Source organism: Haladaptatus halobius (assembly GCF_020618475.1).
Classification (GTDB): Archaea; Halobacteriota; Halobacteria; order Halobacteriales; family Haladaptataceae; genus Haladaptatus; species Haladaptatus halobius.
In genome coordinates, this window is the sequence record NZ_CP085335.1 from 136433 (window position 1) to 158925 (window position 22493).

Sequence of the window (22493 nt, forward strand, 5' to 3'; positions counted from 1 at the left end):
TGGACGTTTGGACGGTTTTGTCACAATCTCTTTTCAACGAGTTATACTTTCATGCGGTATGGGAACGGAGCAACCCCACGACGAGTCGAAGTTCGCACTTTCCCGACGTTCGTTTCTCGCGGCGAGCGGTGCCCTCGCCGGAGCGGGCCTGCTCTCGGGGCTGGCAACCGCCAGTGACGGGTTCAGTGATCGGTTTGCGAACTGGCGGGTACGAGAAGCGACCCACGCATGGGAACGCGGCTATCGCGGCCGAACTGACCGAACCATCGGCTTGACCGACAGCGGCATCGACGCGCGCCACCTCGACGTCGGCCCGTGGAACGGCGTCCGGGCGGTCGCCCGGGACGGCGAACTCCTCGTCACGAAAGATGGCCCGGACGCGGTGCAGCGCGTCGAACTCGACCGGTCCGAATCGTTCTCTGGCACCATCGGCCCAGGAACGTTCGTCGTGCCGACGACGAAGCGCCACTCCTTCGTGGTGCCGGACGGCGCGGACGAGATCCAGGCGGCCTGCGCGTGGTCGCCGGAGAACGTGCAGGGCGAGGGCGAAGACCTCGAATTCTACATCGAGAACGCCTCCGGCGAACGTGTTGCGACCGCTGCGACGGCGAAGAATCCCGAGACGCTCACGGTCGACGTGGACGCGGGCGGCGAGTACGCCTTCGTCGTCAAGACCTATCTGAACGTCGCCGCCGACTACGAGATCACGGGCGACTACTACCGGTACGAAGGGTCGCTCACGCCCTACGACGGGAGCGTCTTCCCGGGGAGCGTCGAGCCGGACACCCCGAAAGTCGTCGGCTGGTACGACTCGGACAGTCGCTACGGAAGCTACGCCAAACCCCGCGACGAGAACGGGCACGGCACGCACGTCACGTCCATCATGGCCGGGTCGGGAATCGCCAGCGCGGTCGATCCTGATACCGTCGCCGAGGACGACCCCCAGACGACCCTGACGCTCGGCGAGACGCTGTCGTACGAAGTCGACGCTCGCCCCGACCGCGGCGTCTTCGGGAGCGCCTACGGCGACGGTATCGAGATCATCATCGAGGGACCGAATGGCCAGGAACTCGGCTCCTCGAAGGTGCTCTCGGACACCAGCGAGTGGGACAACAACGTCGCGGAAGCCCACACCGTCCACGATTCGGACACGGCGACATACACCGTCTACGTTCGGCCCGCCGAGGGAGAAGCCGCCTCGACTGCCACGGTCGACGCCGTGAGCGTCGGCGCGTTCTTCGCGGAAGACGAGTCGGTCGGCGACCGCACCGCGACGGGCGACCGTTCCGTCCACGCCGGCATCGCACCCAATTCCAGCGTCGTCGGGTTGCAGGGACTCGGCGGCGCGACCGCCGACCTCGCGCAGCACGCCGAGACGTTCGCCGACCGGTTCAATATCCGCGTCGTCAACATGTCTTGGGGCTACGTCGGCGGCGCGCCCCTCGGCGCGGCGGGCGGCCTGCTGACCGAAGACCCCTCTCTTATCGAGGACATCGCGTCAGCGGGCGTCCTCGTCTCCGCAGCCGCTGGAAACGCCGGGACGCCGGCCAACGGAAACGGTGCGCCGAACGTCGCGGACGAGGCGATATCCGTCGTCGCAACCGGCCCACTCGACGGAATCGCGGGCTACTCCAGCGGCGGCCTCGGAGCCTACGACGAGGATTCGAACACCGTCTACCGCAAGCCCGACGTGACCGCGCCGGGCGGCACCGTCACTGACCTCGCGCGGGCGGCGAAGAAGGGTATCGCCGCCGACCCCGAGGGCGAACAACCGCCCATCCGCGATTACACGGGCAAGGCGGGCACCAGCATGGCCGCGCCCTACGTCTCGGGCATCTCGGGACTCGTCGCGGAGGCGATGGAGAGCACCGACGCACCGGGCCGGATTCGACTCTCGTCGCCCGACGAAGCGGGGATGGAGGACGTGCTCCTGCTGAAGCAAGCCATCCTCGCGTCCGCTTCCGAAACCGCGTTCACCGCCGCTCCGTACCACCGAACCGAGGGACCGACCTACGACTTCGGCGCTCGCGACCCTTACGAGGGCTACGGACGGGCGAACGTCGGCGCGGCCATCGACGCCGTGACCTGTGACGCGACGGGCGTGACGGACGCCACGATCGGCCTGAACGTCCCCGAGGACGAGCGCGCCTTCGCGGGCTACGTCGAGGCCGGGCCGGGCACCGTCAACGTGAGCGTGACGTTCAGCCACCTATCGGGCTGCAACAATAGCATGGCGAAGGGCGACCCGCACATCGATCTGTTCGCCTACGCCGCCGCGAATCCGGCGCAGAACGGCGAACCGAACCTTCTCGGGCGAGCGCAGGGACTGACCGGCGACGCCTCCCTTTCGGTCTCGCTCGGCCGAGACGCCGGCGAGAAGGTGCTCTACGTCGTTGGCAAACTCGTCGACGTTCCCGGCGCGGTCAACGGAAACGACGTGCAGGCGCACTTCGACGTGGACGTATCGACCACCGAGGGCTTCTTCGCGGACGGGACGCGGGAGAACGACGCCAGCGTCTTTACCGGCGGTCAGACGAACCACGTGAAACTCTCCGTCAATCCCTCGGAGGACTCGCAGGTGCGCGACGTGGTGCCCGCCGCGTGGGACGTGCTGGTCGAACACTCCGACGACGTGGCGAGGATCGAGCAGGCGGGCGACGTGCAGCACGTCTACTTCACGGCCGACGCCACCGCCGACGAGCAGACCGAGTACACCTACTTCGTCGAGGCACCCGACTCGCTCACTCAATCGGGCGAGTACGCGATGGGGCCGGTTCAGGTGAACCCCGGACGGTCGTGGGTGGACGTGAGTGGAACGAGTGCGACGCTGGTCGTGCTGGGAGCTAGCACGTAAGGTGGTCGGGATGAACGGCAATACCTCACGACTGGACGACCCGTCGCAGGGATTTCACCGACGAACCGTCATCAAGGGTGTCGGAACCGTCGTCGCCGGGTCGATGCTCTCCGATTCCATGAGGGCCAGCACCGACATGAGCACCGTCGACGACGAACTCGACCCCTCGGCGTCCGGGCTTCACGAGGTGCTCGTCGTCTTCGACTCGCGCGACGCGATGAGTCGACTCATCGACCTCGAACTCCCGGACGGAAGACATGAGTACTCGACGCTCCCTATCACCTACGCGGCGCTGTCGACCGACCAGGTTCGGTCGGTCGCCGGATGGGACGGTGTCTGCAGAGTCCGAAAGGCGGTCGAACTGGAGTACTTCAACGACGACTCGCGGGGTGCAATGGGCGTCGACGCGGTTCAGCGGGAACTCGGCTACGACGGGTCGAGCGTCGACGCCGTCGTCATCGACTCCCGGTTCATCGGCCCGCACCCCGACTTCGAGGGTCGCCTCGAATCCAATTGGCAGTGGGTCGATAACCCTCTCGGGACGCGAGACGCCGACTGGATAGACCTCGATTCCGACGGCGACACCGACAACTTGGGTCACGGCACCCACTGCGCCGGCATCGTCGCAGGAGACGGCTCGGCAAGCGACGGTCGGTGGCGGGGGATGGCCCCCGGAGCGCGCCTGTCGGTCTACTCTACGAATCAGGCGGTCTACCTGCCCTACGCCATCGGCGCGTGGGATCACGTGCTCGCACGTGCCGCCGACCCGGACGACGACTTCGACCCGGCGGTCATCTCGAACTCCTACGGCGTGGCTCGTGACGTGCGCTACAACCCAAACGACCCGCTGAACGTGGCGACGTGGGAGGCGTTCTGTCACGGCATCGTCCCGGTGTTCGCGGCGGGCAACTCCGGGCCGGACGCCGACACGCTCTCGCGGTTTGCCAAGGCGCCGCACGTCCTCTGCGTGGCCGCGACCCGCGACGACAAGCACGTCACGGGATTCTCTTCGCGAGGTCGCTTCCCGGGCGAGAACCGCGAAACGAACTACGACCGCAAGAGAGCACTCTGAAATCTCGGGAAGTTCCACGCCGCGATGACCTACGGGCAGTACGTCGTGGACGTTGGCACGTGGGAAGGGACTGTCGGCCCCGCCGCGGACAACGGAACGACTGGCACCGACGTTTCGACCGAGAGCGGGTTCCACGAGTGGTACGCCCCGCCGAACGCGGACGCGCTGGAACTCACGCTGGACGTCACGCCGGACGGCGAACAGGTTCGCGTGTCGGTTCACGAAGGGAGCAGAGACGGCACCGTCGTTGCGCAGATGGGCGAGGAACCGGTTCACCAGCACCGGACGCTGACGACCGACGTGGACGGCGGGACGACCTACTGGGTCGAGGTGGAGCCGATGGTGTCGGTCGCCGTCGACTACACGCTGGAGTACGAATCGCACGAGAAGATTCGCGGCGAACCCGAGAAGCAGCGTCCGGTCGGTCTCTACCGCCCGGCGGTCGGGACGCCCGGCGACATGGTAATGAGCACGCTCGGGTCGACTGACCCGCTGGACGCCTACGGTGCAGACACCGAGGCGTACTACGGGCCGATGAGCGGGACGTCGATGGCCTGCCCCGCCGCCGGAGTCTGCGTTCTCGTGCTGGACGCGGCCCACAAGAACGGCTACGACCCGTCGCCCATCGAGGTCATCAACACGGTCGAGGCGACCGCCCGCGACGTTCACACGGTCTACACGCCGTGGAACGTCGGGGCCGGCTTCGTGGACGCCGAGGCCGCCGTGATGCGCGCCGAGGCGGGCGACTTTGCGAAGTTCGGCGAGACGACGCTTGCCAACCCCGACACGCCGACCTCGCTCTCCGTAACCGGGTCGCGTGCGGACGACGGGTCGGCCTTCATCGGTGGGCAGACGAACCGAGTCGACCTGACCATCGCGGCGGACGAGTCGGTTCGCGTCCGCGACCGGATTCCAAGCGAGTGATCGGTCGCTGGCGGCGACGCCCACACGACCTACCTCGAAGGCGGCGACCGCTACGTCGAGTTCGTCGGGACGGTCGACGGCGACGACCGCACCTACTTCGCGGAGGCGCCGACCGGCGTCGACGAGACGGGGTCGTACACCTTCGGTCCGGTGGAGTACAGCACCGACGGCGAGACGTGGCGGACGCTACCGGGAACCACCGAAGAGAACACCGTCCTCGCCGCGAGCACGGCGGGAGTCGGCACGCTCGGCGGCGTGGCGACCAGAAGCGTCTTCTATCGGCTTCGGGCGCGTCTTCGACGGCTAACGAGGATCGACGAGCAGTAGCATACCCGACCCGTCCTACTCCTTCCGACAGTTCGAACAGAGGTCGTCTTCGAGATAGATATCGAGCATCCGTTCCCCGCAATTGTCACACTGTCTAAGTACGTCCGTGGCTGTCACGACTCTTCGACCGTCGGTAGTGAGTTGATTAGAATAGTGGTATCGGTTCCGGAGAGGTGGAACCGGTTTCAGTAGTTCACGAGGCTGACATCACTGTACGTCGCCATGTTCCCGTTCTCGGCGCGGGTCACGGCGTTCGCGGCGTCCACGAAGCCCGAACCGATGGTACATGGTTTGTAACCGCTGATAGCGTCTTTCGCCTCCGCTGAGACGGTGTTCAGCACCTCGGCCGGCGTCGGCGACCCACTGTTATTCTGTCGGTAGGCGTCGACGACGAGGCTGGCGATTCCGGCCACCGCCGGACAGGACATGCTCGTCCCGCTGATGGTCGCGTAATAGAGTAATCCGTCGTCCGCGCTCTCGGCCTGCAGGGGGTCGGTCGGAGCCATCGTACTGACGATGGCGTTGCCGGGCGCGCCGACGCCGGGTCGGTAGACGCCGAGCGGGCCGGACGGCGACCCGCCGTTGCGGTACTGCTCCAAGTTGTCGAGCGCCGTCTTGCGGTCCCAGTTGCTCGGGTCGGCGCTCTGCTTGCGGCCCCGCGACGAGAAGTTCGTGACCTTCTTGTTGTCCTTCGTCGCGGCGACCCCGAGCACGTTCGGCGCTTTAGCGTACTGGTTGAGCGTGTTCGTTTGCGGCCCCGAGTTGCCCGCCGCGAACACCGGGAGGAGACCCGCCTTCCACGCCTCCCACGTGGCGACGTTCAGCGCATCGTCCGGGTTGAACGCGTTTCCGTTCGACGAACCGTAGGAGTTCGAAACGACCGACACGTCCGTCTCACCCGCCTGCTGGCGCGCGAGCAGGTGGTCGAACGCGGCGACGGGTTTGACGATGAGCAGGGTCAGCCCCGCCGAGTACACCGTGAGGTCGGCGTCCGGAGCCATCCCCTTGTACTGTCCGCCGCTCTGCGTTCCGTCGCCCACGATGGTTCCCGAGCAGTGCGTGCCATGCCCGTTGTCGTCGGTGTCGAGGCTCCCCGCCTGCACCCAGAGCGTCGGCGACCCGAGCGGGTTGCCCGCCCAACGCCAGTTGTTCACGAGACTGGACTGGAGGTCGGGATGGTCGCCGTCCACGCCCGAGTCGATGACCGCGGTGTGGACGCCGTCTCCGGTGTAGCCGCTCGACTGCACTTCCGACACCCGCGTCACCTCTCGCGTATCGTCGTTGTAGTAGTCGAGTTCGACGTTCTTCTGGACATACCGAACCGAATCCCAGTCGGCGAGCGTTTCCAATTGGCCGACCGAGAGTTCGGTGAAGCCGATGGGGAGCACCTCGAACTTGTGATAGCCGTTCACGAGATCCAGTGCGCCGAGTCGGTCTACGTCGTCGTTGCTGTCGAAGACGACGAGCGCCTGCTGTAGGGCGCCCGTCGTCAAATCGAACGCGGAGTCGAGGATACCGTCGCCCGCCGTCGCCGTCCCGCTGAACGGAATCGCCGACGCGACCGCCGCCGCGCCAGTTGCCTTCAGAAATCGCCGCCGTCCGTGTGACTGGTTCTCAACCATTCCAACTTCCAACACGTCACGAATGAACTAAACGATTTTCACCGATATTTGAAAAGTAATTCTTCACATAATGTTCCGGGGATTGGCGTTGGAATAACGGCTTCGTTCGCCTACTCGACGGTCGTCCGTTCGACGTTCTCGCCCTGATAATCGCCGTCGTAGGTTCCATCGTGATCCGCCTCGCTGAGAACGAGTTGTGCGATGCGCGCTCCGCGTTCGAGTTCGATGTCGTGGTGAACCTGCAACAGCCCTTCGCCCTTGCCCTCGTAGCCTGCGTCCCAGACAGCCGTGTTGAGCATGCAGGAGTTGCGCATGAGCGACGATCTGGGGAAGATAAATCCGACGTGTCCCTCCGGAATCTGGACGGTTTCGGCGTACTGGACGATATAACCGCCCTGCGGGAGGTAGTAGGTTTCGGGCGACTTCTCGGTCACCTGCTCGGGTTCGACCTGTTGGCGGTCGCCGATCTCCTTTTCGTTGCGCCCGATGCGACCCGAATCGCGCTGTTCGTAGACGGTTTCGAGCGTCAGGTCGATGCCGTTTGGCTGTACCTGCTCGTCCATGGTCTCCGAGACGTGCTCCGCGACGAACGTTCCGCTCTGGAACATACTCGAACGAATCTCGCACGGGGGCAAAATCGTTGTCTTTCTCACTCGATGCGCTCCACCGATCCGACGGTCGCGCCGTCGGCGGCGTCGAGTTCGCGCGCTCGGACGGTCTCGACGCGAGCGTCGGGGCCGAGGCGCACGCGGTCGCCGACGACCGTCCCGACGGCGACGTGGTCGAGGGCGATATCGTCGCCCTCGACGCGCTCGGCTCGAAGGAACCCGTCCGGTCGGTGTCGGGTGACGACCACGGAATCGGCGACGAGGCGGAAGACGACCGAGTCGGAGACGAGGTCGAAACCGAGGTCGTCCGCTTCGACGACTTCAGCGCCGATGGCGCCGCGGACGCGAACCGTCCCGGCGTCGAGCGTCGCCAGTTCGACCGCACCGGACGCCTCGAACCGATCCGCCTCGACCGCTTCGAGGCTGGCCGACCCCGAGCACTCGAACGCGTCGGCGACCGTCGTTCCCCCAACGTTCATCGACCCCGAGATAACTATACTGTCCGCGCGAACGTCTCCGTCGACGTTGGTTGCTCCGGAGACCTCCGCCGAGTCGCAGCGGAAATCTCCGCCGATGTGGGTCGACCCCGAAAGCGATGCGTCGTCGGCGCGAACGTCGCCTTCGACGGTCGCTACGCCGGAAACGTCGAATCGCTCGGCGTCTACTTCGTCGAAGCTGGTTATCCCCGAGACGCGAATCGCTCGGTCTCGTCCGATTCCTCGGTTTCGTTCGGTATGCGTATCCATCGCAGTCGGTGTTGCACGACCCACCTCATAAATCTATGCATCGTTTGTGAGTTCGATGTGAGTTCGATGTGAGTTTGATAGCAACAGTTATGTTGGGGGGGCCAGTAGCTCCGGCTATGGGCCGAGAGATCCGGATCACCATCGACGACGACGAAGTGTTCGAGCGCCTGAAACGCCGCAAGCAGGAACTCGACCTCTCGTGGGAGGAAGCGCTCCGCCGCGGTCTAGAGCGCGGACGAGAGTCATCGACCGGGTGGAGGGCCGAGTATCCTCGACACCCTCGACAACCCCCGCAACCGCCTCACTCGCGCGATCGTGAACGCGCTCGCAGCGAGCACCCAAGTCCGTTCGACCCCGACTTCGGCGACCGACTTCGACGGGAGATCGAGAGTTCGGTGCGGGAGTCGATGGACACCGTCGAGGAGTCGATGGACGCGGTTCGCGCGGGACTCGGCGTGGAGATCGACCGACTGGAGGACGCGGAAGACGCCACCCTCTCGTTTCCGTTTCTCGAAGACGACCGCGCACGAGTGCCGCTGCGGGTGAATCTTCAGACGAGCGCAGACGGTCTCGACGTGGATGTCGTCGCGGTGCGACGCGGAAAAGACACCGCGACGTCGAACCGTTTCGCGGCCGACCAACGAGCGCAGGTGAATCGTCGGCTCGCGGAGGGTGCGTCGGCGCGGCTCGAACTTCAGAACGGGAGCGAGGCGTACGACGTGGTACCGACGCTCTCGTGGGGGCGCGCCGACGACGGGACACCGACCGTGACCGACGTGGAGTGCGACGTTCGGTTCGAGTAACGAACACGTTCCGAAGGCGAAAATTGCCGCACGAGAGGCGAATTTACCACGAACGATGGTAATGCAAACACGCGGGATTTATACCTCCGGAGAGTCGATATTTAGCCGATATGGGACAGACACTTACGGAAAAGATTCTCGACGATCACCTCGTCGAGGGCGAGCTCGAAACCGGCGAGGAGATCGGGATCGAGATCGACCAAGTTCTCACGCAGGACACGACGGGGACGCTCGTCTGGCTCCAGTTCGAGGCGCTCGAAATGGATGAAGTCCAGACCGAGATCGCCGCCCAGTACTGTGACCACCAGACGTACCAGTTCGACTTCAAGAACACGGACGACCACCGGTTCCTCCGCAGTGCGGCGGGCACGTTCGGCGCACACTACTCCCGTCCGGGCAACGGTATCTGCCACAACGTTCACAAGGAGAACTTCGCCGCGCCCGGCAAGACGATGCTCGGGTCTGACTCGCACACGCCGACTCCCGGCGGTCTCGGCGAACTCGCCATCGGTTCCGGCGGTCTCGACGTCGCGGTCGCCATGGGAGGCGGACCGTACTACATCGAGATGCCGGAGATCGTCAACGTCCGGCTCGAAGGCGAACTCCCCGAGTGGGCCACCGCGAAGGACATCATCCTCGAGATGCTCCGTCGTCTCTCGGTGAAAGGCGGCGTCGGCAAGATATTCGAATACTCCGGGCCGGGCGTCGATACGCTCTCGGTTCCGGAGCGCACGACCATCACCAACATGGGGACGGAGCTCGGCGCGACGACCTCCATCTTCCCGACGGACGAGAAGACCGAGGAGTGGCTCGACCGCCTCGGCCGCGAGGACGAGTATGTCGACCTCCAGCCCGACGAGGACGCGGAGTACGACGACGAACTCGTCATCGACCTCTCCGACCTCGAACTGCTCATCGCACAGCCGTCGATGCCGGACAACGTCGTGCCCGTCCGCGAAGTCGCCGGGCAGTCGGTCGACCAGGTCATCATCGGTTCCTGTACGAACGGCGGCTACGAGGACATACTCCCCGCCGCGAAGATGCTCGAAGGTCGCACGGTCGACCGGAAGACGGACATGATCGTCGCACCCGGCTCCAAGCAGGCCTCCGAGATGCTCGCCCGCGAGGGCTGGGTCGCCGAACTGATGGCGGCCGGCGTCAACTTCTCCGAGGCGACCTGCGGCGCCTGTATCGGCATCGGACACGTTCCGGCGTCCGATTCCGTCTCGGTTCGGACGTTCAACCGCAACTTCGAGGGTCGTTCCGGTATCGAGGACGACTCGGTCTACCTCTGCTCGCCCGAAGTCGCCACCGCGGCGGCCATCAAAGGCGAAATCGTCGACCCCCGCGACCTCGCGGACGAACTCGGCGACCTCGAAGACCCCGGCTTCGAACTCGGTGACAGGTACGGCACCAGCGCCGACGACCCCGACCTCATCGCCCCCGACCAGGCCGTGGACGACGAACTCATCAAAGGGCCGAATATCGGCGACGTGCCGCTGAAGGACGAACTCGAATCCGAACTCGAAGGACCGGCCCTGCTCAAGATGCAGGACAACATCACGACCGACCACATCATCCCCGCCACGCAGGATATCCTGATGTACCGGTCGAATATCCCGAAGCTCTCCGAGTTCACCCTCTCGCGCGTGGACGACACGTTCGCGTCCCGCGCGATGGACGCCGACGGCGGGTTCCTCGTCGCCGGCGAGAACTACGGACAGGGTAGCTCGCGCGAACACGCCGCGCTGTGCCCGATGTTCCTCGGCGTGCAGGGCGTCCTCGCCCAGAGCTTCGCCCGCATCCACAAGGCGAACCTGTTCAACTTCGGTCTGCTCCCCCTCGAAATCGACGCGGAGACCTACGAGAAGATAGAGCAGGGCGACGACATCGAAATCGTGGACGACGTGGCCGAAGCGGTTCGCTCCGGTCAGGAGGAGTTCACGGTTCGCGTGAACGACGAGTGGGAGGCGACTGCGACCCTCAACGCCTCCGAGCGCGAACGCCGCATCCTCGCCGACGGTGGCAAACTATCCCACACGAAGAAACAGGCTACATCCGGCGACAGCGGCGCGACCCCCGCCGACGACTAAACAACACGACATTTTTCTGCCGTTCGAACGCCGAGACGAGTGCCGCTGCGGCGCTCGTCTCGGCTCCCGACCGCAGTAAAAGGTCGTGGGGAATGATTTATGCCTCCGCCACGCGCTAGTATCGCAGTATGAGCGAGGTTTCAGCGAGCGTCGGGCGCTACCTCAGCATGATACATCTCGTCAGTCAGCGTGCCGGTCGCCCGGCGAAAACCGGCGAACTGGCGTCGGCCCTCGACGTGAGCGCCGCCAGCGTCACTGAGATGCTCGCCACCCTCGAATCGCGCGACCTCGCGACCTACGAGAAGTACAAGGGTGCGACGCTCACCGACGAGGGCGAGGAGACCGTCCGCGAAGTAATGTGGAAACACTGCCTCGCGGAGAACTTCTTCGCTGACGACCTCGAACTCGACGACCGCGAGGAGGCGCGGGAGATGGGCAACGCGCTCTCCGACGAGGTCGCGGCCAAACTCCGCGAGCGCATCGACCACCCGTGCGCTGGGGAGTGTAACGCACCGCAGAACGAGTACAGCGAGTGCCTCGACGATGTGCGCGACGACGCGCTCCAGTGAGCATCAGACGATATCCCGGTACACCCGTCCGAACACGATTCGCCGGAGCGTCGCAACCGCCGCCGCCTCTTTCCGCTGATACGTGGCGGCGACGACCGTCCCCGCCGCGGGAGCGACGTGCCACGCGACGTACTCCACGTTTTTACTCCCTTCCTCGTAAACGTCGAACTCGGCGGGCACCCCGTTCTCGAACTCCTCGCGCGTTCCGGTGTGGACTTCGAGGAGCGACGCGAAAAGCGCGTCTCGGGCGGTTTCGACCACGTCGCTCGTCACGCGTTCGTCGTACTCCTCGCGGTCGAAGCGCATTGCTTTCGCCGTCTCCTTGACGACGGTTTGCGCCGCCGGGCCGACGACCTCGTACTGTTCTCTCGCGTCTTCCGCGCCGTCCGGAGCGAGCATTCCGTGCGTCTCCATGCGCGGTGATTTCCGGGGCGGGAACTATTCGTTTTCGTCTTCCGCACCGTCCTCGTCTCGCATCTTCTCGGTCATCCGACGCGCCTCGTCCAGAATCGCCCGCGCTTCCGCACCCATCTCGGCGTTCCGGTTCCCGGCGCTCCGCCCGTAGCCACCGGCCTGCTGGAGTTCGTCCTCCAGCCGGTGGTCGTGCCGGTCGTCGACCGTGTCCTCGAACACCTGCGGGTACTCCGTCTCCAGCGCGTGCTCGGTGACGCGCGGCGCGAGTTCGTCGGGGCCTTGGTCGTCCCAACCCGGCGCGTGTTCGTCCAGCCATGATTCGTGCTCGTCGTCGCCCATGATGGCGGCGAACGCGAGGTGGTTGGCGAGGTGCTCCCCGTCGGACTGTGGCGTCTCGCAGACCGGACACGCGAATCCCATGCTCGGTGGTACGGAGCGTGGACGGAAAAACGGTTCAGTCGAGTTCGACCACCATCACGATGGCGTCCTCTCCGTCGCCGTAGTAGCGCGGTACCGTCCGAAGGTAGTGGAAACCGAACTTGCGATACAGGGAGATGGCGCCTTCGTTGCTGGCGCGTACCTCCAGTTTGACAGAGTGTACGCCGTGCGCCTGGAGTCCCGAGAGGGCGCGTTGGAGCAGCGTCCGACCGATACCCTCGCCGCGGCGGGCGGGGTGTACTGCAATGTCCTTGACGTGTCCGAGTCCCCGACCATGGTTCGGAACCAGATCCGCGACGACGTAGCCGACGACCTTCCCCGCGTCCACCGCGACGAGGAACGTGGGTTCGCCCACGAAACGCTCGAACGCCGAGAAGGGCCACGGCTGACTGAACGACGCCTTCTCGATTCGGAAGACGGCGAGCAAGTCAGCGTCCTCTGCGGGACGAATCGTCGGGGAGCTCGCCTCGCTCGCAGTGGTCGTCACATCAGGGGGGTTCGGCACGATGGGATAAAGCCTTCATGCCCGACGAGCTTTTTCTGCGGTCGGGAGCCGAAACCAGCGTAACCAAGGTGTTAGCAAACGTTCCGCGAACGAAGCTCTTGTGCGCCAATCAGAAATCGACAATTTCTGATGAGGTCTTCCGGCGCTTTTGGTCGAGTTCTTCTAGGGAGAGAAGCCGAGACCAGCGCCGTGCGGCGCTCGGTCTATCTCCCTGCGAAAGGTCGATCAAAAGCTGTCCTCACCCCGGTCCGTCGTGCCTCCAGCAGACGCGAAGCGTCTCCTTTCGGCACTCCGTTGGGGGTTCGTCGGCCCGGAAAATCAGAGATTTTCCGGGCGGCGTGCTAGCCCTTCGGCGGTCGTGTCATCGACCGATTTCCGGCGGCTGTGTCGCCTGCCGACCCGTAGTTGACGTCGCCTCTCGATTTCGGCGGTCATCTCGCCACCGCTTGACGCTTCGACACTTCCTTTCGGTTTTAAACGTTCGTCACTACAGTCGAACCATGACCGACGACCTGCGAGACGACTGGCGCGACCACGACTGGTCGGTGCTCGAATCGAAAACGGAGTACGAGACGGGGTGGTACACCGGGGGGTACGACCTCGTCGAACAGCCCGACGGGACGACGAAGAAGTACTACTGGGCGGAGCTACCGCCCGCGGTGGTCGTCCTCGCGGTCGCGGACGGAAACGTCGTGTTCGTCGAGCAGTATCGCCCCGCGATTCGGGAGCGATGTTTGGAGTGTCCCGCCGGAATCGTGGAGGACGGCGAGTCCTACACTACCGCCGGAGCGCGCGAACTCCGCGAAGAGACGGGATTCGAGGCGGACGGTCTCGCCCTGCTCGAATCGTTCTGGGTCGCGACCGGCGTGTTGCGCCACGAGCGCGGCGTCGTCTTCGCGGAGGGGTTGACTCCCGCCGGGCGGGAACTGGACGATAACGAGTTCCTCTCGGTGCAGACGATACCGGTCGAAGACGCCCTCGCCGCCGCCCGCGAGGCACCGGCCAACGACGCGACCATCGAGGCGTTGCTCCTCGCTAGCGAGGCCGGACTGCTCGACGGATGAACTGGGAGCGCCGCGGGCGACGGAGCGTCTCGCTAGGGAAGTACGCGGTGGGGTACGACACCCTTCGGCGACCCGACGGGAAGACGGTTCGGCGCGTCTGGTTCGACCCGCCGGATTCGGTCGCCATCGTCGCCCGTACGGGGGACGAGATCGTCCTCATCGAGGAGTATCGCTCGCGCCTCGGCGAGACAGTGGTGTCCTGTCCGGCGGGTCGCGTCGAACCCGGCGAGTCGTTCGAGGCGGCGGCGAGACGGGAACTCCGCGAGGAGACGGGCTACGAAGCGAGGAACGTCCGACACCTCGAAACGTACTACCCGGCGGCGGGGATGCGAAAGCGCCGAGGTATCGTCTTCGCGTCGGAACTCACACCGGGCCGCCAGCGCCTCGAACCCGACGAGTTCATCGATGTGCGAACCGTTCCGGTCACGGACGCCATCGACGCGGTTCGCGCCGCACCGACGTGCGGTTGGGCGCTCCCGCCGTTACTTCTCGCACGCGAAGAAGGGTTACTCTGATCGGTGTTCGGTACGCTAACCGGCACTACTCCAATCGACCCGCTCGAATCGCCCGGAGCGTCGGCGTGCTCCTCGGCTCCGACGACTCCTCCCGGGTTGGATTCGGAATCGCCGTCACGACCGTCGCTTTTCGTCGAATGAGTGGCATATGGTAACGATTCACAAAAGACTTCGGTCGTTCGACCGGGCCGCTTATTCCGTCGGAGGCCGTAGCCCGCGCTCATGGACGCCGAGATTTCCACGGAGGAAGTCCACGAACTCGTCGAGTCCGACGCGGACGCGCGAATCGTCGATATCCGACCGCAAGCCCAGTTCGACCGCGGTCACATCCCCGGAAGCGTGAACATCCCGTTCCACGCGCTGCCGCAACGAGTCTCAGAACTGGACGACGCCGAGCACGTCGTCACCGTCTGTCCGCTCGGCAAGTCGAGCGTCCAGGCCGCGCGGCTCATCGATTCCTACGAAGGTGTTCCGTCGGACGCCCGCGTCGAGAGTATGGCGGGCGGACTGGACGACTGGGATCACGAACTCCGATCGGCGGACGACGCCGAATCCGACGCGCCGTTCTGACCGGAAAACCGCCGCTTCTGCGACGTTCGATCCGTCGCTCGGCGCGCTACCGAAAACGGTCACAAAGGGGAAGATGCCGCTAACCAGCCCGGAACTCGACCGACTTGCTCGTCAGGCGACGTTGAAGCCTTTGTCGCGCAGGAAATCCTCGACGCGGCCGGTGTGGTTTCCTTGGAGTTCTATCTGACCCTGTTCGACCGTCCCGCCGCAGGCGAACTTCGATTTGAGATCTGAAGATAGACTGTCCAAGTCCACGTCCTTGGGGTCGAATCCTTCGATAATCGTTACCTCTTTTCCGTAACGGCGCTCGTCGATGCGGATGGTGATCTGCTGGGATTCTTTTGCGACGTCTTCGCAGACGCAAAGCTCCTGAGGCAGCCCGCACGTCGAGCAGACTTCCGACATTACGCATGGGGCTACGAAAGCAACCTATTAAACATTGTCGGGTATGTTTCCATGTCGAGAGGTCGTTATCCGCTCACGTTTCAACGCCTCGACTCGCGGACGATGTCGTCCACAATCGACACCGCCTCGTCCGCGTGTTCGCTCGTCACGGTGCCCGCGTAGCGCGCCTGTTCGTACAGCGCACCCACTCGTCGTGCTCGCTCGTCGACACCGACGTGGGAGAGCGCGTCGATGTACTCGCGGGGCGTCTCGCCCGGTCGTCGCTCGCGGTGTTTCCGAGAGAGGTGGTACTCCAGCCTGTCGAACGCGCGCTCCACGTCCGTCTCCGGGTCGTCGCGCGGTTGCCAGCGCACCCACGCCGTACGATAGATGGTTCCGAGGACGCCGGTTCGTCGCGCCGTGAGCAGCAGTCCGGCGCCAAGCAACCCGCCGTACAGCAGTTGCTCCGTCGACGGCATCTGGATGGGAATCCTGCCACCAGCGGCGGTCGTGCCCGCCAACGTGTTCGTCGTCCCGCCGCTCGTCCTGGGCGCGATGGCGTCGTTGCCGCGCTGACCGCGGTCGGGTCGGGGGCCGTTGCTCACGTCGCTCGTCGTTTCGTTCTCGTCCGTCGACGCTTCGGTCGTGGTAGTAGTGGTCGTCGGCTCCGGCGTCCACGTTCTGTTCTCGCTCCCGCCGGCGTCGACGTTGCTCATGTTGTTCGCGCGGGCTTCTTCGACCACCGACTGTTCGGCGTCCGACCGCGGGCCGGACGGCGTCGGGTCGAATCGAACCCAACCGACGTTCGGGAAGTACACCTCGACCCACGCGTGCGCGTCGAGACCGCGGACGACCCACTTATCCTCGGCCACCCGTTGTCCCGGCGTGTAGCCGGTGACGAATCGCGCTGGGATGTCCTGCGTCCGTAGCATGGCGACCATCGAGGTGGCGTAGTAGACGCAGTAACCCTTCTCCATCTCGAAGACGAACGAGTCCGCCACGTTCCCGTTCGGCTTCTGCACGTCGAGCGAGTATCGCTTGTTCTCTTCGAGCCACCGCTCGATGGCGATGGCTTCCTCGTAGGGGTTGTCCGCTTCGGCGGTTATCTCGTCCGTCCGTCGTTCCAATCTATCCGGCGTGTTCGCGGGAAGTCGCGTGTACCGGTTTTCAATGGTTGAGGGGTAGTCCGTCCCGGCGTCTCGCAACTGTGACGGGCTTTTCGTGGGGACGCGACTGACGACGCTGTACGTCTCCCCTTTCGTCAGCGCGTTCTTCGGTGAGAAGCTTCCGGCGCTCCCGATTCGCACGTTGCCTTTCTGGTTTCCGATGACCCGTATCGGCTTCCACGCGGTGGGCATGGCGTCGACGCGGTTTGCTTCGACGGTGAACGTCTGGCGCACTTCGTACGAACTCCCCAGCGGCGGTGACTGCTGTTCGTAGGATCGACTGCCGTCGGTTCGCATCCAGTTACTCCCGGTGTAGCGGTCGTAGGCGGCGACCCGCCAGTACGCCCAGCGGTTCGCCGTCACCGTGTACTGTACCTTCGGCGAGAGTTCGATGCTCCCCTGTACTGCGACGTGTCGCTCGTTACTGATGAGGCCGCCGCTCCCGCCGGAGCCACCGCCGCCGCTCGGGAGGATCGGACTCACGCTCCCGCCCGGAACGACGCTCACGGTCGTCGAGAGGAGTACCATCGCAACCAACGCCACCGCCAGCACGTCCACCTGCGCGACGGTGCCGCCGTACCGAGCCATCGTTCCGAACGCGATGATGCCGAGGATACCGAGCATCCCCGTGAGCGTCACGAACGACCCGGCGTCGCTGGTGAGGACGAAGAAGCCGAGCGCCGCCCCGCCGCTGGCGGCGGCGAGCACGTACCGTCGCCGGAAGACGAGATACCATGGGACGAATGCGGTCGCCGGCGCGACGCCCAGCGCCCACGTCCCGACCGCACGCATCTGGAGGATCGACAGCCCGGTCAACAGCGCCACGTTGTCCGCGACGATGCGGCCGGTTTGGGAGAGGTTCGCCTGCGGCACCGTCGAGTAGTAGCTGAGCAACCCGCCGCCCAGTAGCACCCCGCCGAGCACGAACGCCGTCCACGTCGGGAGTTTGCGCGCCAGTATCGTCGCCCCGACGAGCGCACCGGCGACGAACAAGAGCAGGTCGTCGGTGCCTCCCACCACGTTCGTGATGTAGTAGAAGATCTTCAAGTACGACGCGATGAGCACCGCCGTCGAACCGACGGCGAACCAGTGGAAGGGGACGGCGACGCCGCCGAAATGGAACGCACCGTCCTGTGCCGTGCTCATCGTCGCTCACCCCCAGAAGACTTGCGACGCTCGTCTTCCGACGTTCGCGATACGTCCGACTTGTTGGTTCGCTCACCACCGTCGGTTCGCACCGCCTGGGCCGCCGAACCGGCCGTTCCGCCGGTGGCGAACTCCTCGAACGCGACCGTGCGACCGGCGAACCGGATTTCTGCGTCCTCGCACTCGGTTGCCCCGCGGACGACGATATCCGCCCGCTCTCGGTCGCGTTCGTAAACCCGACCGCTCTCCATGTGCGCGAGCAAGGTGAGTACGTTCGTCTGCTGCCCCTCGTTGAAGTCGGGGGCGACGCGGCCTTCCGGGGTCGTCATCCCGACGGCGACGCCGGCATCGAGAAGCGCCGCCGCGATGCTCGCCGCCGCGTCCGCGACGACGTCGACCCGGCCCGCGTTGGCCTCGGCGCTGATCTCGACTCGTTGTCGCTCCTCTTCCGTTTCGAACTTCCGAACGAGTAGGCCGTCGTCCGGTCGCTTCGCACTCGATTTCCAGTGTACGTCCCGAAGCGGGTCGCCGCGCTGGTACTCGCGGAGTTGGTCGAACTCGCGTCGCGCCGCGACGCCGAGACTCTCTTCGAACGCGGTCACCGTTTTCACGTCGTCTATCCGTTTGATCCGCGGGAAAATGAGTATCGACTCCCGCACTTGGTGGGTGAACGTTCGCCGAAACAGGCCGAACACGTCCTCCCCGACCACGCGAACGGGGCCGATGGCCTGTTCGCCGCGCTCCGCGAGGCGAACGTCGAACGTCAGCGTCGTCTCGCCGATGCTGGCGTCGACCGGTTCGCCTGAGTGTTCGAGTCCGTCCGCGAACCGTAACGAGACGCTTCCGGCGAAGGGATCGGGAGCCGAGAAGTCGAGTTCGACGGTCGCCTCGTCGCCGCGGAATCCGACGCTCGGCGCCGTCACGTCGAGGTCGGGGTGGTCGGTTCGTTTCAACTGGACGTACCCGACGATGAGCGCGACGAGGAGCGGGCCGACGACGGCGTTCAGCGACCGCGCGCCGAACGCGAACGCCAGCACGATTCCGGCGACGCCCACGACGACGAACACCTGCCCGCGTCGCGTCAGCATCTCACTCCACCGGAACGTTGTCGAGGGCGTTCTGCACGACAGCGTCGCCCTCGTCGCCACCCATCGCGCCGGTGTCGCTGCGGATGCGGTGGGGGAGCACCGTCACCGCTTCCAGTTTCACGTCGTCGGGGACGACGTACTCCCGTCCTTCGAGGACGGCCCGCGCCTGCGCCGCCCGGAGCAGAGCGATAGACCCGCGCGGACTCACGCCGAGCCGACTGCGGTCGCGGGTGTAGTTCGACAGTCGAGTGACGTAATCGCGAACCGGCGGCCGAACGGTCACGTTTGCGATGGTCGCTCGCGCCCGTCGAATGTCGCTCGCGCTCGCCACCGGGTCGAGTCGCCGAATGGGGTGTTCGCCCACGATGCGCCGGAGCACTTCGGACTCGTCCTCCGGACTCGGATAGCCGAGCGAGAGCTTCTTCATGAATCGGTCTACCTCGGCGACCGGCAGTTCATAAGCCCGGTCTTGCTCGACCGCGTTCTGAGTGGCGATGACCGTGAATGGGTTCGGCACGTCGTGGGTCGTTCCGTCGATGGTGACCTGCTCTTCTTCCATCGCTTCCAACAGGGCCGACTGCGTCTTCGGCGGCGCGCGGTTGATCTCGTCCGCGAGGACGACGTTGCCGAAGATGGGTCCGGCCTGAAACTCGAACTCGTTGGTCTTCTGGTTGTAGACGTTGACGCCGGTCACGTCCGACGGGAGGAGATCGGGCGTGAACTGCACTCGCTTGAACGAACAGTCGATAGAGCGCGCCAGCGACCGGGCCAACATCGTCTTGCCAACGCCCGGCACGTCTTCCAACAGGAGGTGGCCCCGTGCGAGAATCGTCGTGAGGATGTGTTCGGCCACGTCGTGCTGACCGACGATGACGTGTTCGATGTTCCCGATGATTCGCTGTGCCAAATCCGCTGCGTCTTCGATGGAGAGTGGGTCTGCAAACTCGTCTGTCGGTCGTTCCACGGAAGTCGGCTCGGGTTCTTTGTTAGCTTCCTTCATGCTCTGAGTGCGGCGGTTAGATCGAGACGGGTGGTCTTAGTCCCGGAGACGCCAATGCTGGCGTCTCCTCGTTACTCGTACTATGGGGACGTACCTTTGTAACTTTTGTCGCTACTCAAAGAGGAGTACACGTTTCGGTTGAATACTTTGTGGATTAGTGACTCTACCCAGTCGGCGCGGAAACTGGCGCGGACGTCTCGTCGATTCCGTCGTCAGTGCGCGACGAGCGCGGGCCGAACGGTACGACCCGTGTCCTGCTACCACTCCTTGCAGTCCGAACAGACCATCTCGTCGTCGTCCAACCATCGTTGTTCAACCGACTCGCCGCAGCACTCGCACGCCGTTCCGTCGGGCGTCCACCCGTACGTCGCGCTGGCCGGTTCGACGTCCGACTCACCGCGCGCGGCGGATTTCGAGCCTTTCTCGGCTTCCGCGACGGACTCGGAGGTTTCGCCGACCTCTGAGTCCGCTCCGATCGATTTGGACGTTTCTCCGTCGTCCTCGTCCGAACTGACGGACTCGGACGCTTCACCGTCCGCCTCGTCGGTTTTCCCCGTCACGAACTCCGACAGCGACGTATCCTCTGACACGTCCTCGCCTACGAAGCCTCCCGTCGTAAGCGTGACGGAGCAAACAAGTACCCCCAGTACGGACGTTCGACCATGGCAGGACTCATCGCAAACGTCACCGAAATGATTCGCCTGTTTACCGACATCGCGGCGGTGAACCCCGTCTCCGCGTTCCTTCTGCTCGTCGGGGTGCTCCTCATCGGCTTCTCGTCGCTCTTCTTCGGCTACCTCGCCCTCGGCGGCCTGGTGTCGCCGCTCATCCCCGATTCGCCCGGTCGAGCGCCGCCGCGGTGAGGCTCACGGCTTCGTCGCGGTCGGGACCGAGCGGCGACCCGGCGACGAAACTGTCCGCGTAGTCGAGAACGGCGGCGATTCGGTCGGCCACCGTCCCCGGCGTCCCGGCTATGCAGAACACGTCTATCATCTCGGCCGTCACTCGTTCGAAGGCGGCCGAGAAGTCGCCCGCTTCGATTCTCTCGCCCACTTCTTCGGCTCGTTCGCGGTCGATTCCGTGTCTGTCGAGCACCGGCTCTGCCGCGCCACCGGCGACGAACGCGACCGGCGGCCGGGCGGCCTCGCGCGCATCGTCTTCGTCCTCGGCGACGCTCACGCAGGCGTAGGCCGCGAAGTCGAACTCGCCACGGTCGTCGGATCGCTCGTCCAACCCCTCCGCGATTCGCTCCGCGGCCCACGCGAAGTCGCGGGGGTGTGCGGCGTTGACCAGCGCGCCGTCGGCGTGCTTCGCGCTCATCCGGAGCATGTGCGGCCCCTGCGCGCCGACGTACACTGGAATCTCGCTCGCCGAGTAGTTCAGCCCTGCTTCCCGCGCGGTGAAGGTCCCGTCGTGGCTCACGCGCTCCCCAGCCCAGAGGCGCTTCGACACTTTCATCGTCTCCAACACGCGCCGCAGGGGGCGATCTCGGTCGATGCCGAGGTTTCGCAGGGTCGAGCGGTCGCCCGCGCCCAACCCGCAGACCGCCCGCCCGTCGCTGGCTTCGTCGATGGTTGCGATGCGGGAGGCGAGGGCGACGGGGTGGGTTTCGTATGGGTTGATGACGCCCGGCCCAAGATGGATGTCCTCGGTCGCCGCCGCGACGCGGGAGAGGACGGCGAAGGGGTCGCGGTTGTTGTAGTGACTGCTGGCGAACAGCGCGTCGAATCCCTCGCGTTCCGCGCGCTCGCCGAGGGCGACCAGTTCGGCGACGGGCTGTTCCGGCGCGAGTTCAATCCCGCGCAAACTCCCACCCCCGAAGTGCCTGCCGGACGAAGTCGCCCTCGACCGCCCGGAAGAGCTTCTCGCTCCCCTCGTGATTGCCGAACTCCCAGTCCCGGACGACGACGACCGGAAGCCCGTCGTCCCCTTCGCCGGTCACGAGGTTGGCCGCGGAGGCGAGCTCGTCCACGACCGACTCCACCGTCACTTCGAGTTCGTGGCCGTCCCTGTCGCGCTCGCCGCGCCAGTCCCTGCTCGCGGGCATTCCGGCCCAGCCGAGGGCGACGCCGCGCTGGCCGTGCCGAAACGGTCGCCCGCAAGTGTCGGTGACGACGACCGGCACGTCCGCCGAGAGAGCCTCTCGAATCCGCGCGGCGCTCTCGCTCGGTCGTTTCGGGAGCAAGAGGAGGTCGGCGCTCCCGGTGTTCGACCGGTCGATTCCCGCGTTGACGCCGACGTGGCCGAACCGCGTCGCGGTGAGCAGGAAGGGCGCTTCCACGATTATCTCCGTGCTCTCTTCGAGCACGGCCTGCGCGAATCGTGGGTCCTTCTCCTCGCCCGAAATCTCGGCGAGGCGGGCCGCCAGTTCCTCCGCCCGCGGACTCGCCGGGAACTCCTCGAGGTCGAACGCGCGCCCTTCGGCCTTCGAGACGATCGTGCTCGCTACCAGCAGTACGTCGCCGGGTTCGAGGTCGACGCGCTCCTCGACGAGCGCCGCGATGTCGTCGCCGGACTCGACCTCCGGAATCCCCGGTACCGCGAAGACATTCATGCTCGGTCGTTGGTGCGCCCGGATAAAAACC

General features: G+C 65.3%; 25 protein-coding genes. 11 read left to right on the forward strand and 14 right to left on the reverse strand.

Annotated elements, in window-relative coordinates; genetic code table 11:
- The first annotated feature begins 58 nt into the window (after positions 1-58).
- From LIW51_RS00685 to LIW51_RS00700, 4 genes are all read left to right on the forward strand, one after another.
- Complete coding sequence (locus LIW51_RS00685; RefSeq protein ID WP_227375344.1) at positions 59-2854, forward strand: S8 family serine peptidase; 2796 nt, start codon at positions 59-61, stop codon at positions 2852-2854.
- A 10-nt stretch (positions 2855-2864) separates the two neighbouring features.
- Positions 2865-3926 (forward strand): S8 family peptidase, encoded by a 1062-nt coding sequence (locus LIW51_RS00690; protein WP_227375345.1) that lies wholly within the window; start codon positions 2865-2867, stop codon positions 3924-3926.
- A gap of 24 nt (positions 3927-3950) precedes the next feature.
- Positions 3951-4850 carry a S8/S53 family peptidase gene (locus tag LIW51_RS00695; protein WP_227375346.1) on the forward strand — a complete coding sequence of 300 codons (900 nt, stop codon included), beginning with the start codon at positions 3951-3953 and terminating at the stop codon, positions 4848-4850.
- A gap of 150 nt (positions 4851-5000) precedes the next feature.
- Entirely contained in the window at positions 5001-5177 is a 177-nt protein-coding gene (locus LIW51_RS00700) for a hypothetical protein (RefSeq protein ID WP_227375347.1), read from the forward strand.
- Between the two features lie 185 nt (positions 5178-5362).
- Here the strand turns inward: LIW51_RS00700 and LIW51_RS00705 are convergent, their stop codons facing one another.
- The 3 genes from LIW51_RS00705 to LIW51_RS00715 all read right to left on the reverse strand — a co-directional run bounded on the left by LIW51_RS00705 (position 5363) and on the right by LIW51_RS00715 (position 8153).
- Complete coding sequence (locus LIW51_RS00705) at positions 5363-6799, reverse strand: S8 family serine peptidase (protein ID WP_227375348.1); 1437 nt, start codon at positions 6797-6799, stop codon at positions 5363-5365.
- 110 nt (positions 6800-6909) lie between these two features.
- Positions 6910-7407: a deoxyuridine 5'-triphosphate nucleotidohydrolase gene (locus tag LIW51_RS00710; protein ID WP_227375349.1), complete on the reverse strand. Its 498-nt coding sequence runs from the start codon at positions 7405-7407 to the stop codon at positions 6910-6912.
- A gap of 41 nt (positions 7408-7448) precedes the next feature.
- Entirely contained in the window at positions 7449-8153 is a 705-nt protein-coding gene (locus tag LIW51_RS00715) for a hypothetical protein (protein ID WP_227375350.1), read from the reverse strand.
- Positions 8154-8269: 116 nt separating this feature from the next.
- On the opposite strand from LIW51_RS00715, the gene LIW51_RS00720 reads away from it, so the two are divergent.
- The 3 genes from LIW51_RS00720 to LIW51_RS00730 all read left to right on the forward strand — a co-directional run bounded on the left by LIW51_RS00720 (position 8270) and on the right by LIW51_RS00730 (position 11618).
- On the forward strand, positions 8270-8956 hold the full coding sequence (locus tag LIW51_RS00720; RefSeq protein ID WP_227375351.1) for a hypothetical protein: 687 nt from the start codon (positions 8270-8272) through the stop codon (positions 8954-8956).
- A 110-nt stretch (positions 8957-9066) separates the two neighbouring features.
- Entirely contained in the window at positions 9067-11049 is a 1983-nt protein-coding gene (locus LIW51_RS00725; protein ID WP_227375352.1) for an aconitate hydratase, read from the forward strand.
- A gap of 128 nt (positions 11050-11177) precedes the next feature.
- Positions 11178-11618, forward strand: coding sequence for a metal-dependent transcriptional regulator (locus LIW51_RS00730; RefSeq protein WP_227375353.1), 441 nt, complete (start codon positions 11178-11180; stop codon positions 11616-11618).
- Between the two features lie 3 nt (positions 11619-11621).
- Here the strand turns inward: LIW51_RS00730 and LIW51_RS00735 are convergent, their stop codons facing one another.
- Genes LIW51_RS00735 through rimI form a run of 3 tightly spaced genes read right to left on the reverse strand, consistent with a single transcriptional unit; the run spans position 11622 to position 12957 of the window.
- Positions 11622-12032 carry a DUF5809 family protein gene (locus LIW51_RS00735; protein WP_227375354.1) on the reverse strand — a complete coding sequence of 137 codons (411 nt, stop codon included), beginning with the start codon at positions 12030-12032 and terminating at the stop codon, positions 11622-11624.
- A gap of 24 nt (positions 12033-12056) precedes the next feature.
- Complete coding sequence (locus tag LIW51_RS00740) at positions 12057-12452, reverse strand: DUF5810 domain-containing protein (RefSeq protein WP_227375355.1); 396 nt, start codon at positions 12450-12452, stop codon at positions 12057-12059.
- A gap of 34 nt (positions 12453-12486) precedes the next feature.
- Positions 12487-12957: a ribosomal protein S18-alanine N-acetyltransferase gene (gene rimI / locus LIW51_RS00745; protein WP_227375356.1), complete on the reverse strand. Its 471-nt coding sequence runs from the start codon at positions 12955-12957 to the stop codon at positions 12487-12489.
- A 518-nt stretch (positions 12958-13475) separates the two neighbouring features.
- Here rimI and LIW51_RS00750 point away from each other — a divergent pair.
- Both LIW51_RS00750 and LIW51_RS00755 read left to right on the forward strand, forming a co-directional pair.
- Positions 13476-14039 carry an NUDIX hydrolase gene (locus tag LIW51_RS00750; protein ID WP_227375357.1) on the forward strand — a complete coding sequence of 188 codons (564 nt, stop codon included), beginning with the start codon at positions 13476-13478 and terminating at the stop codon, positions 14037-14039.
- Positions 14036-14554, forward strand: a complete 519-nt coding sequence (locus tag LIW51_RS00755; protein WP_227375358.1) for an NUDIX hydrolase — start codon at positions 14036-14038, stop codon at positions 14552-14554. Before LIW51_RS00750 ends, LIW51_RS00755 begins: the two co-directional genes overlap by 4 nt.
- Positions 14555-14579: 25 nt before the next feature.
- On the opposite strand, the gene LIW51_RS38355 is transcribed toward LIW51_RS00755, so the two are convergent.
- Entirely contained in the window at positions 14580-14702 is a 123-nt protein-coding gene (locus tag LIW51_RS38355) for a hypothetical protein (protein ID WP_255766877.1), read from the reverse strand.
- A 74-nt stretch (positions 14703-14776) separates the two neighbouring features.
- On the opposite strand from LIW51_RS38355, the gene LIW51_RS00760 reads away from it, so the two are divergent.
- Positions 14777-15124 carry a rhodanese-like domain-containing protein gene (locus LIW51_RS00760; protein ID WP_227375359.1) on the forward strand — a complete coding sequence of 116 codons (348 nt, stop codon included), beginning with the start codon at positions 14777-14779 and terminating at the stop codon, positions 15122-15124.
- A 111-nt stretch (positions 15125-15235) separates the two neighbouring features.
- On the opposite strand, the gene yciH is transcribed toward LIW51_RS00760, so the two are convergent.
- From yciH to LIW51_RS00785, 5 genes are all read right to left on the reverse strand, one after another.
- Positions 15236-15529: a stress response translation initiation inhibitor YciH gene (gene yciH, locus LIW51_RS00765; protein ID WP_227352784.1), complete on the reverse strand. Its 294-nt coding sequence runs from the start codon at positions 15527-15529 to the stop codon at positions 15236-15238.
- 80 nt (positions 15530-15609) lie between these two features.
- Positions 15610-17820 carry a transglutaminase TgpA family protein gene (locus tag LIW51_RS00770; protein ID WP_227375360.1) on the reverse strand — a complete coding sequence of 737 codons (2211 nt, stop codon included), beginning with the start codon at positions 17818-17820 and terminating at the stop codon, positions 15610-15612.
- Positions 17817-18908 (reverse strand): DUF58 domain-containing protein, encoded by a 1092-nt coding sequence (locus tag LIW51_RS00775; protein ID WP_227375361.1) that lies wholly within the window; start codon positions 18906-18908, stop codon positions 17817-17819. The genes LIW51_RS00770 and LIW51_RS00775 overlap by 4 nt, the downstream gene beginning before the upstream one ends.
- 1 nt (position 18909) lies before the next feature.
- Positions 18910-19908, reverse strand: coding sequence for an AAA family ATPase (locus LIW51_RS00780; RefSeq protein WP_227375362.1), 999 nt, complete (start codon positions 19906-19908; stop codon positions 18910-18912).
- Between the two features lie 257 nt (positions 19909-20165).
- On the reverse strand, positions 20166-20498 hold the full coding sequence (locus LIW51_RS00785; RefSeq protein ID WP_227375363.1) for a DUF7573 domain-containing protein: 333 nt from the start codon (positions 20496-20498) through the stop codon (positions 20166-20168).
- Positions 20499-20570: 72 nt separating this feature from the next.
- Between LIW51_RS00785 and LIW51_RS00790 the strand changes: the two genes are divergently transcribed.
- Positions 20571-20771 (forward strand): DUF8024 family protein, encoded by a 201-nt coding sequence (locus tag LIW51_RS00790; protein ID WP_227375364.1) that lies wholly within the window; start codon positions 20571-20573, stop codon positions 20769-20771.
- On the opposite strand, the gene LIW51_RS00795 is transcribed toward LIW51_RS00790, so the two are convergent.
- Together LIW51_RS00795 and LIW51_RS00800 are read right to left on the reverse strand one after the other, a co-directional pair.
- A complete protein-coding gene (locus LIW51_RS00795) occupies positions 20734-21714 on the reverse strand; it encodes a 5,10-methylenetetrahydromethanopterin reductase (protein ID WP_227375365.1) in 981 nt (326 codons plus the stop codon). The genes LIW51_RS00790 and LIW51_RS00795 overlap by 38 nt on opposite strands.
- Complete coding sequence (locus LIW51_RS00800; RefSeq protein ID WP_227375366.1) at positions 21701-22462, reverse strand: coenzyme F420-0:L-glutamate ligase; 762 nt, start codon at positions 22460-22462, stop codon at positions 21701-21703. The genes LIW51_RS00795 and LIW51_RS00800 overlap by 14 nt, the downstream gene beginning before the upstream one ends.
- Positions 22463-22493: the final 31 nt, after the last annotated feature.

Bases quoted from the DNA above. Each gene is read 5' to 3' on its own strand.
- LIW51_RS00685 (WP_227375344.1), top strand. From the start codon at position 59: ATGGGAACGGAGCAACCCCACGACGAGTCGAAGTTCGCACTTTCCCGA.
- LIW51_RS00735 (WP_227375354.1), bottom strand. From the start codon at position 12,032: ATGGAGACGCACGGAATGCTCGCTCCGGACGGCGCGGAAGACGCGAGA.
- LIW51_RS00710 (WP_227375349.1), bottom strand. From the start codon at position 7,407: ATGTTCCAGAGCGGAACGTTCGTCGCGGAGCACGTCTCGGAGACCATG.
- LIW51_RS00725 (WP_227375352.1), top strand. From the start codon at position 9,067: ATGGGACAGACACTTACGGAAAAGATTCTCGACGATCACCTCGTCGAG.
- LIW51_RS38355 (WP_255766877.1), bottom strand. From the start codon at position 14,702: ATGCCACTCATTCGACGAAAAGCGACGGTCGTGACGGCGATTCCGAAT.
- LIW51_RS00720 (WP_227375351.1), top strand. From the start codon at position 8,270: ATGGGCCGAGAGATCCGGATCACCATCGACGACGACGAAGTGTTCGAG.
- LIW51_RS00730 (WP_227375353.1), top strand. From the start codon at position 11,178: ATGAGCGAGGTTTCAGCGAGCGTCGGGCGCTACCTCAGCATGATACAT.
- LIW51_RS00705 (WP_227375348.1), bottom strand. From the start codon at position 6,799: ATGGTTGAGAACCAGTCACACGGACGGCGGCGATTTCTGAAGGCAACT.
- LIW51_RS00790 (WP_227375364.1), top strand. From the start codon at position 20,571: ATGGCAGGACTCATCGCAAACGTCACCGAAATGATTCGCCTGTTTACC.
- LIW51_RS00780 (WP_227375362.1), bottom strand. From the start codon at position 19,908: ATGAAGGAAGCTAACAAAGAACCCGAGCCGACTTCCGTGGAACGACCG.
- LIW51_RS00690 (WP_227375345.1), top strand. From the start codon at position 2,865: ATGAACGGCAATACCTCACGACTGGACGACCCGTCGCAGGGATTTCAC.
- LIW51_RS00715 (WP_227375350.1), bottom strand. From the start codon at position 8,153: ATGGATACGCATACCGAACGAAACCGAGGAATCGGACGAGACCGAGCG.
- LIW51_RS00760 (WP_227375359.1), top strand. From the start codon at position 14,777: ATGGACGCCGAGATTTCCACGGAGGAAGTCCACGAACTCGTCGAGTCC.
- LIW51_RS00775 (WP_227375361.1), bottom strand. From the start codon at position 18,908: ATGCTGACGCGACGCGGGCAGGTGTTCGTCGTCGTGGGCGTCGCCGGA.
- LIW51_RS00755 (WP_227375358.1), top strand. From the start codon at position 14,036: ATGAACTGGGAGCGCCGCGGGCGACGGAGCGTCTCGCTAGGGAAGTAC.
- LIW51_RS00740 (WP_227375355.1), bottom strand. From the start codon at position 12,452: ATGGGATTCGCGTGTCCGGTCTGCGAGACGCCACAGTCCGACGGGGAG.
- LIW51_RS00695 (WP_227375346.1), top strand. From the start codon at position 3,951: ATGACCTACGGGCAGTACGTCGTGGACGTTGGCACGTGGGAAGGGACT.
- LIW51_RS00770 (WP_227375360.1), bottom strand. From the start codon at position 17,820: ATGAGCACGGCACAGGACGGTGCGTTCCATTTCGGCGGCGTCGCCGTC.
- LIW51_RS00800 (WP_227375366.1), bottom strand. From the start codon at position 22,462: ATGAATGTCTTCGCGGTACCGGGGATTCCGGAGGTCGAGTCCGGCGAC.
- yciH (WP_227352784.1), bottom strand. From the start codon at position 15,529: ATGTCGGAAGTCTGCTCGACGTGCGGGCTGCCTCAGGAGCTTTGCGTC.
- LIW51_RS00750 (WP_227375357.1), top strand. From the start codon at position 13,476: ATGACCGACGACCTGCGAGACGACTGGCGCGACCACGACTGGTCGGTG.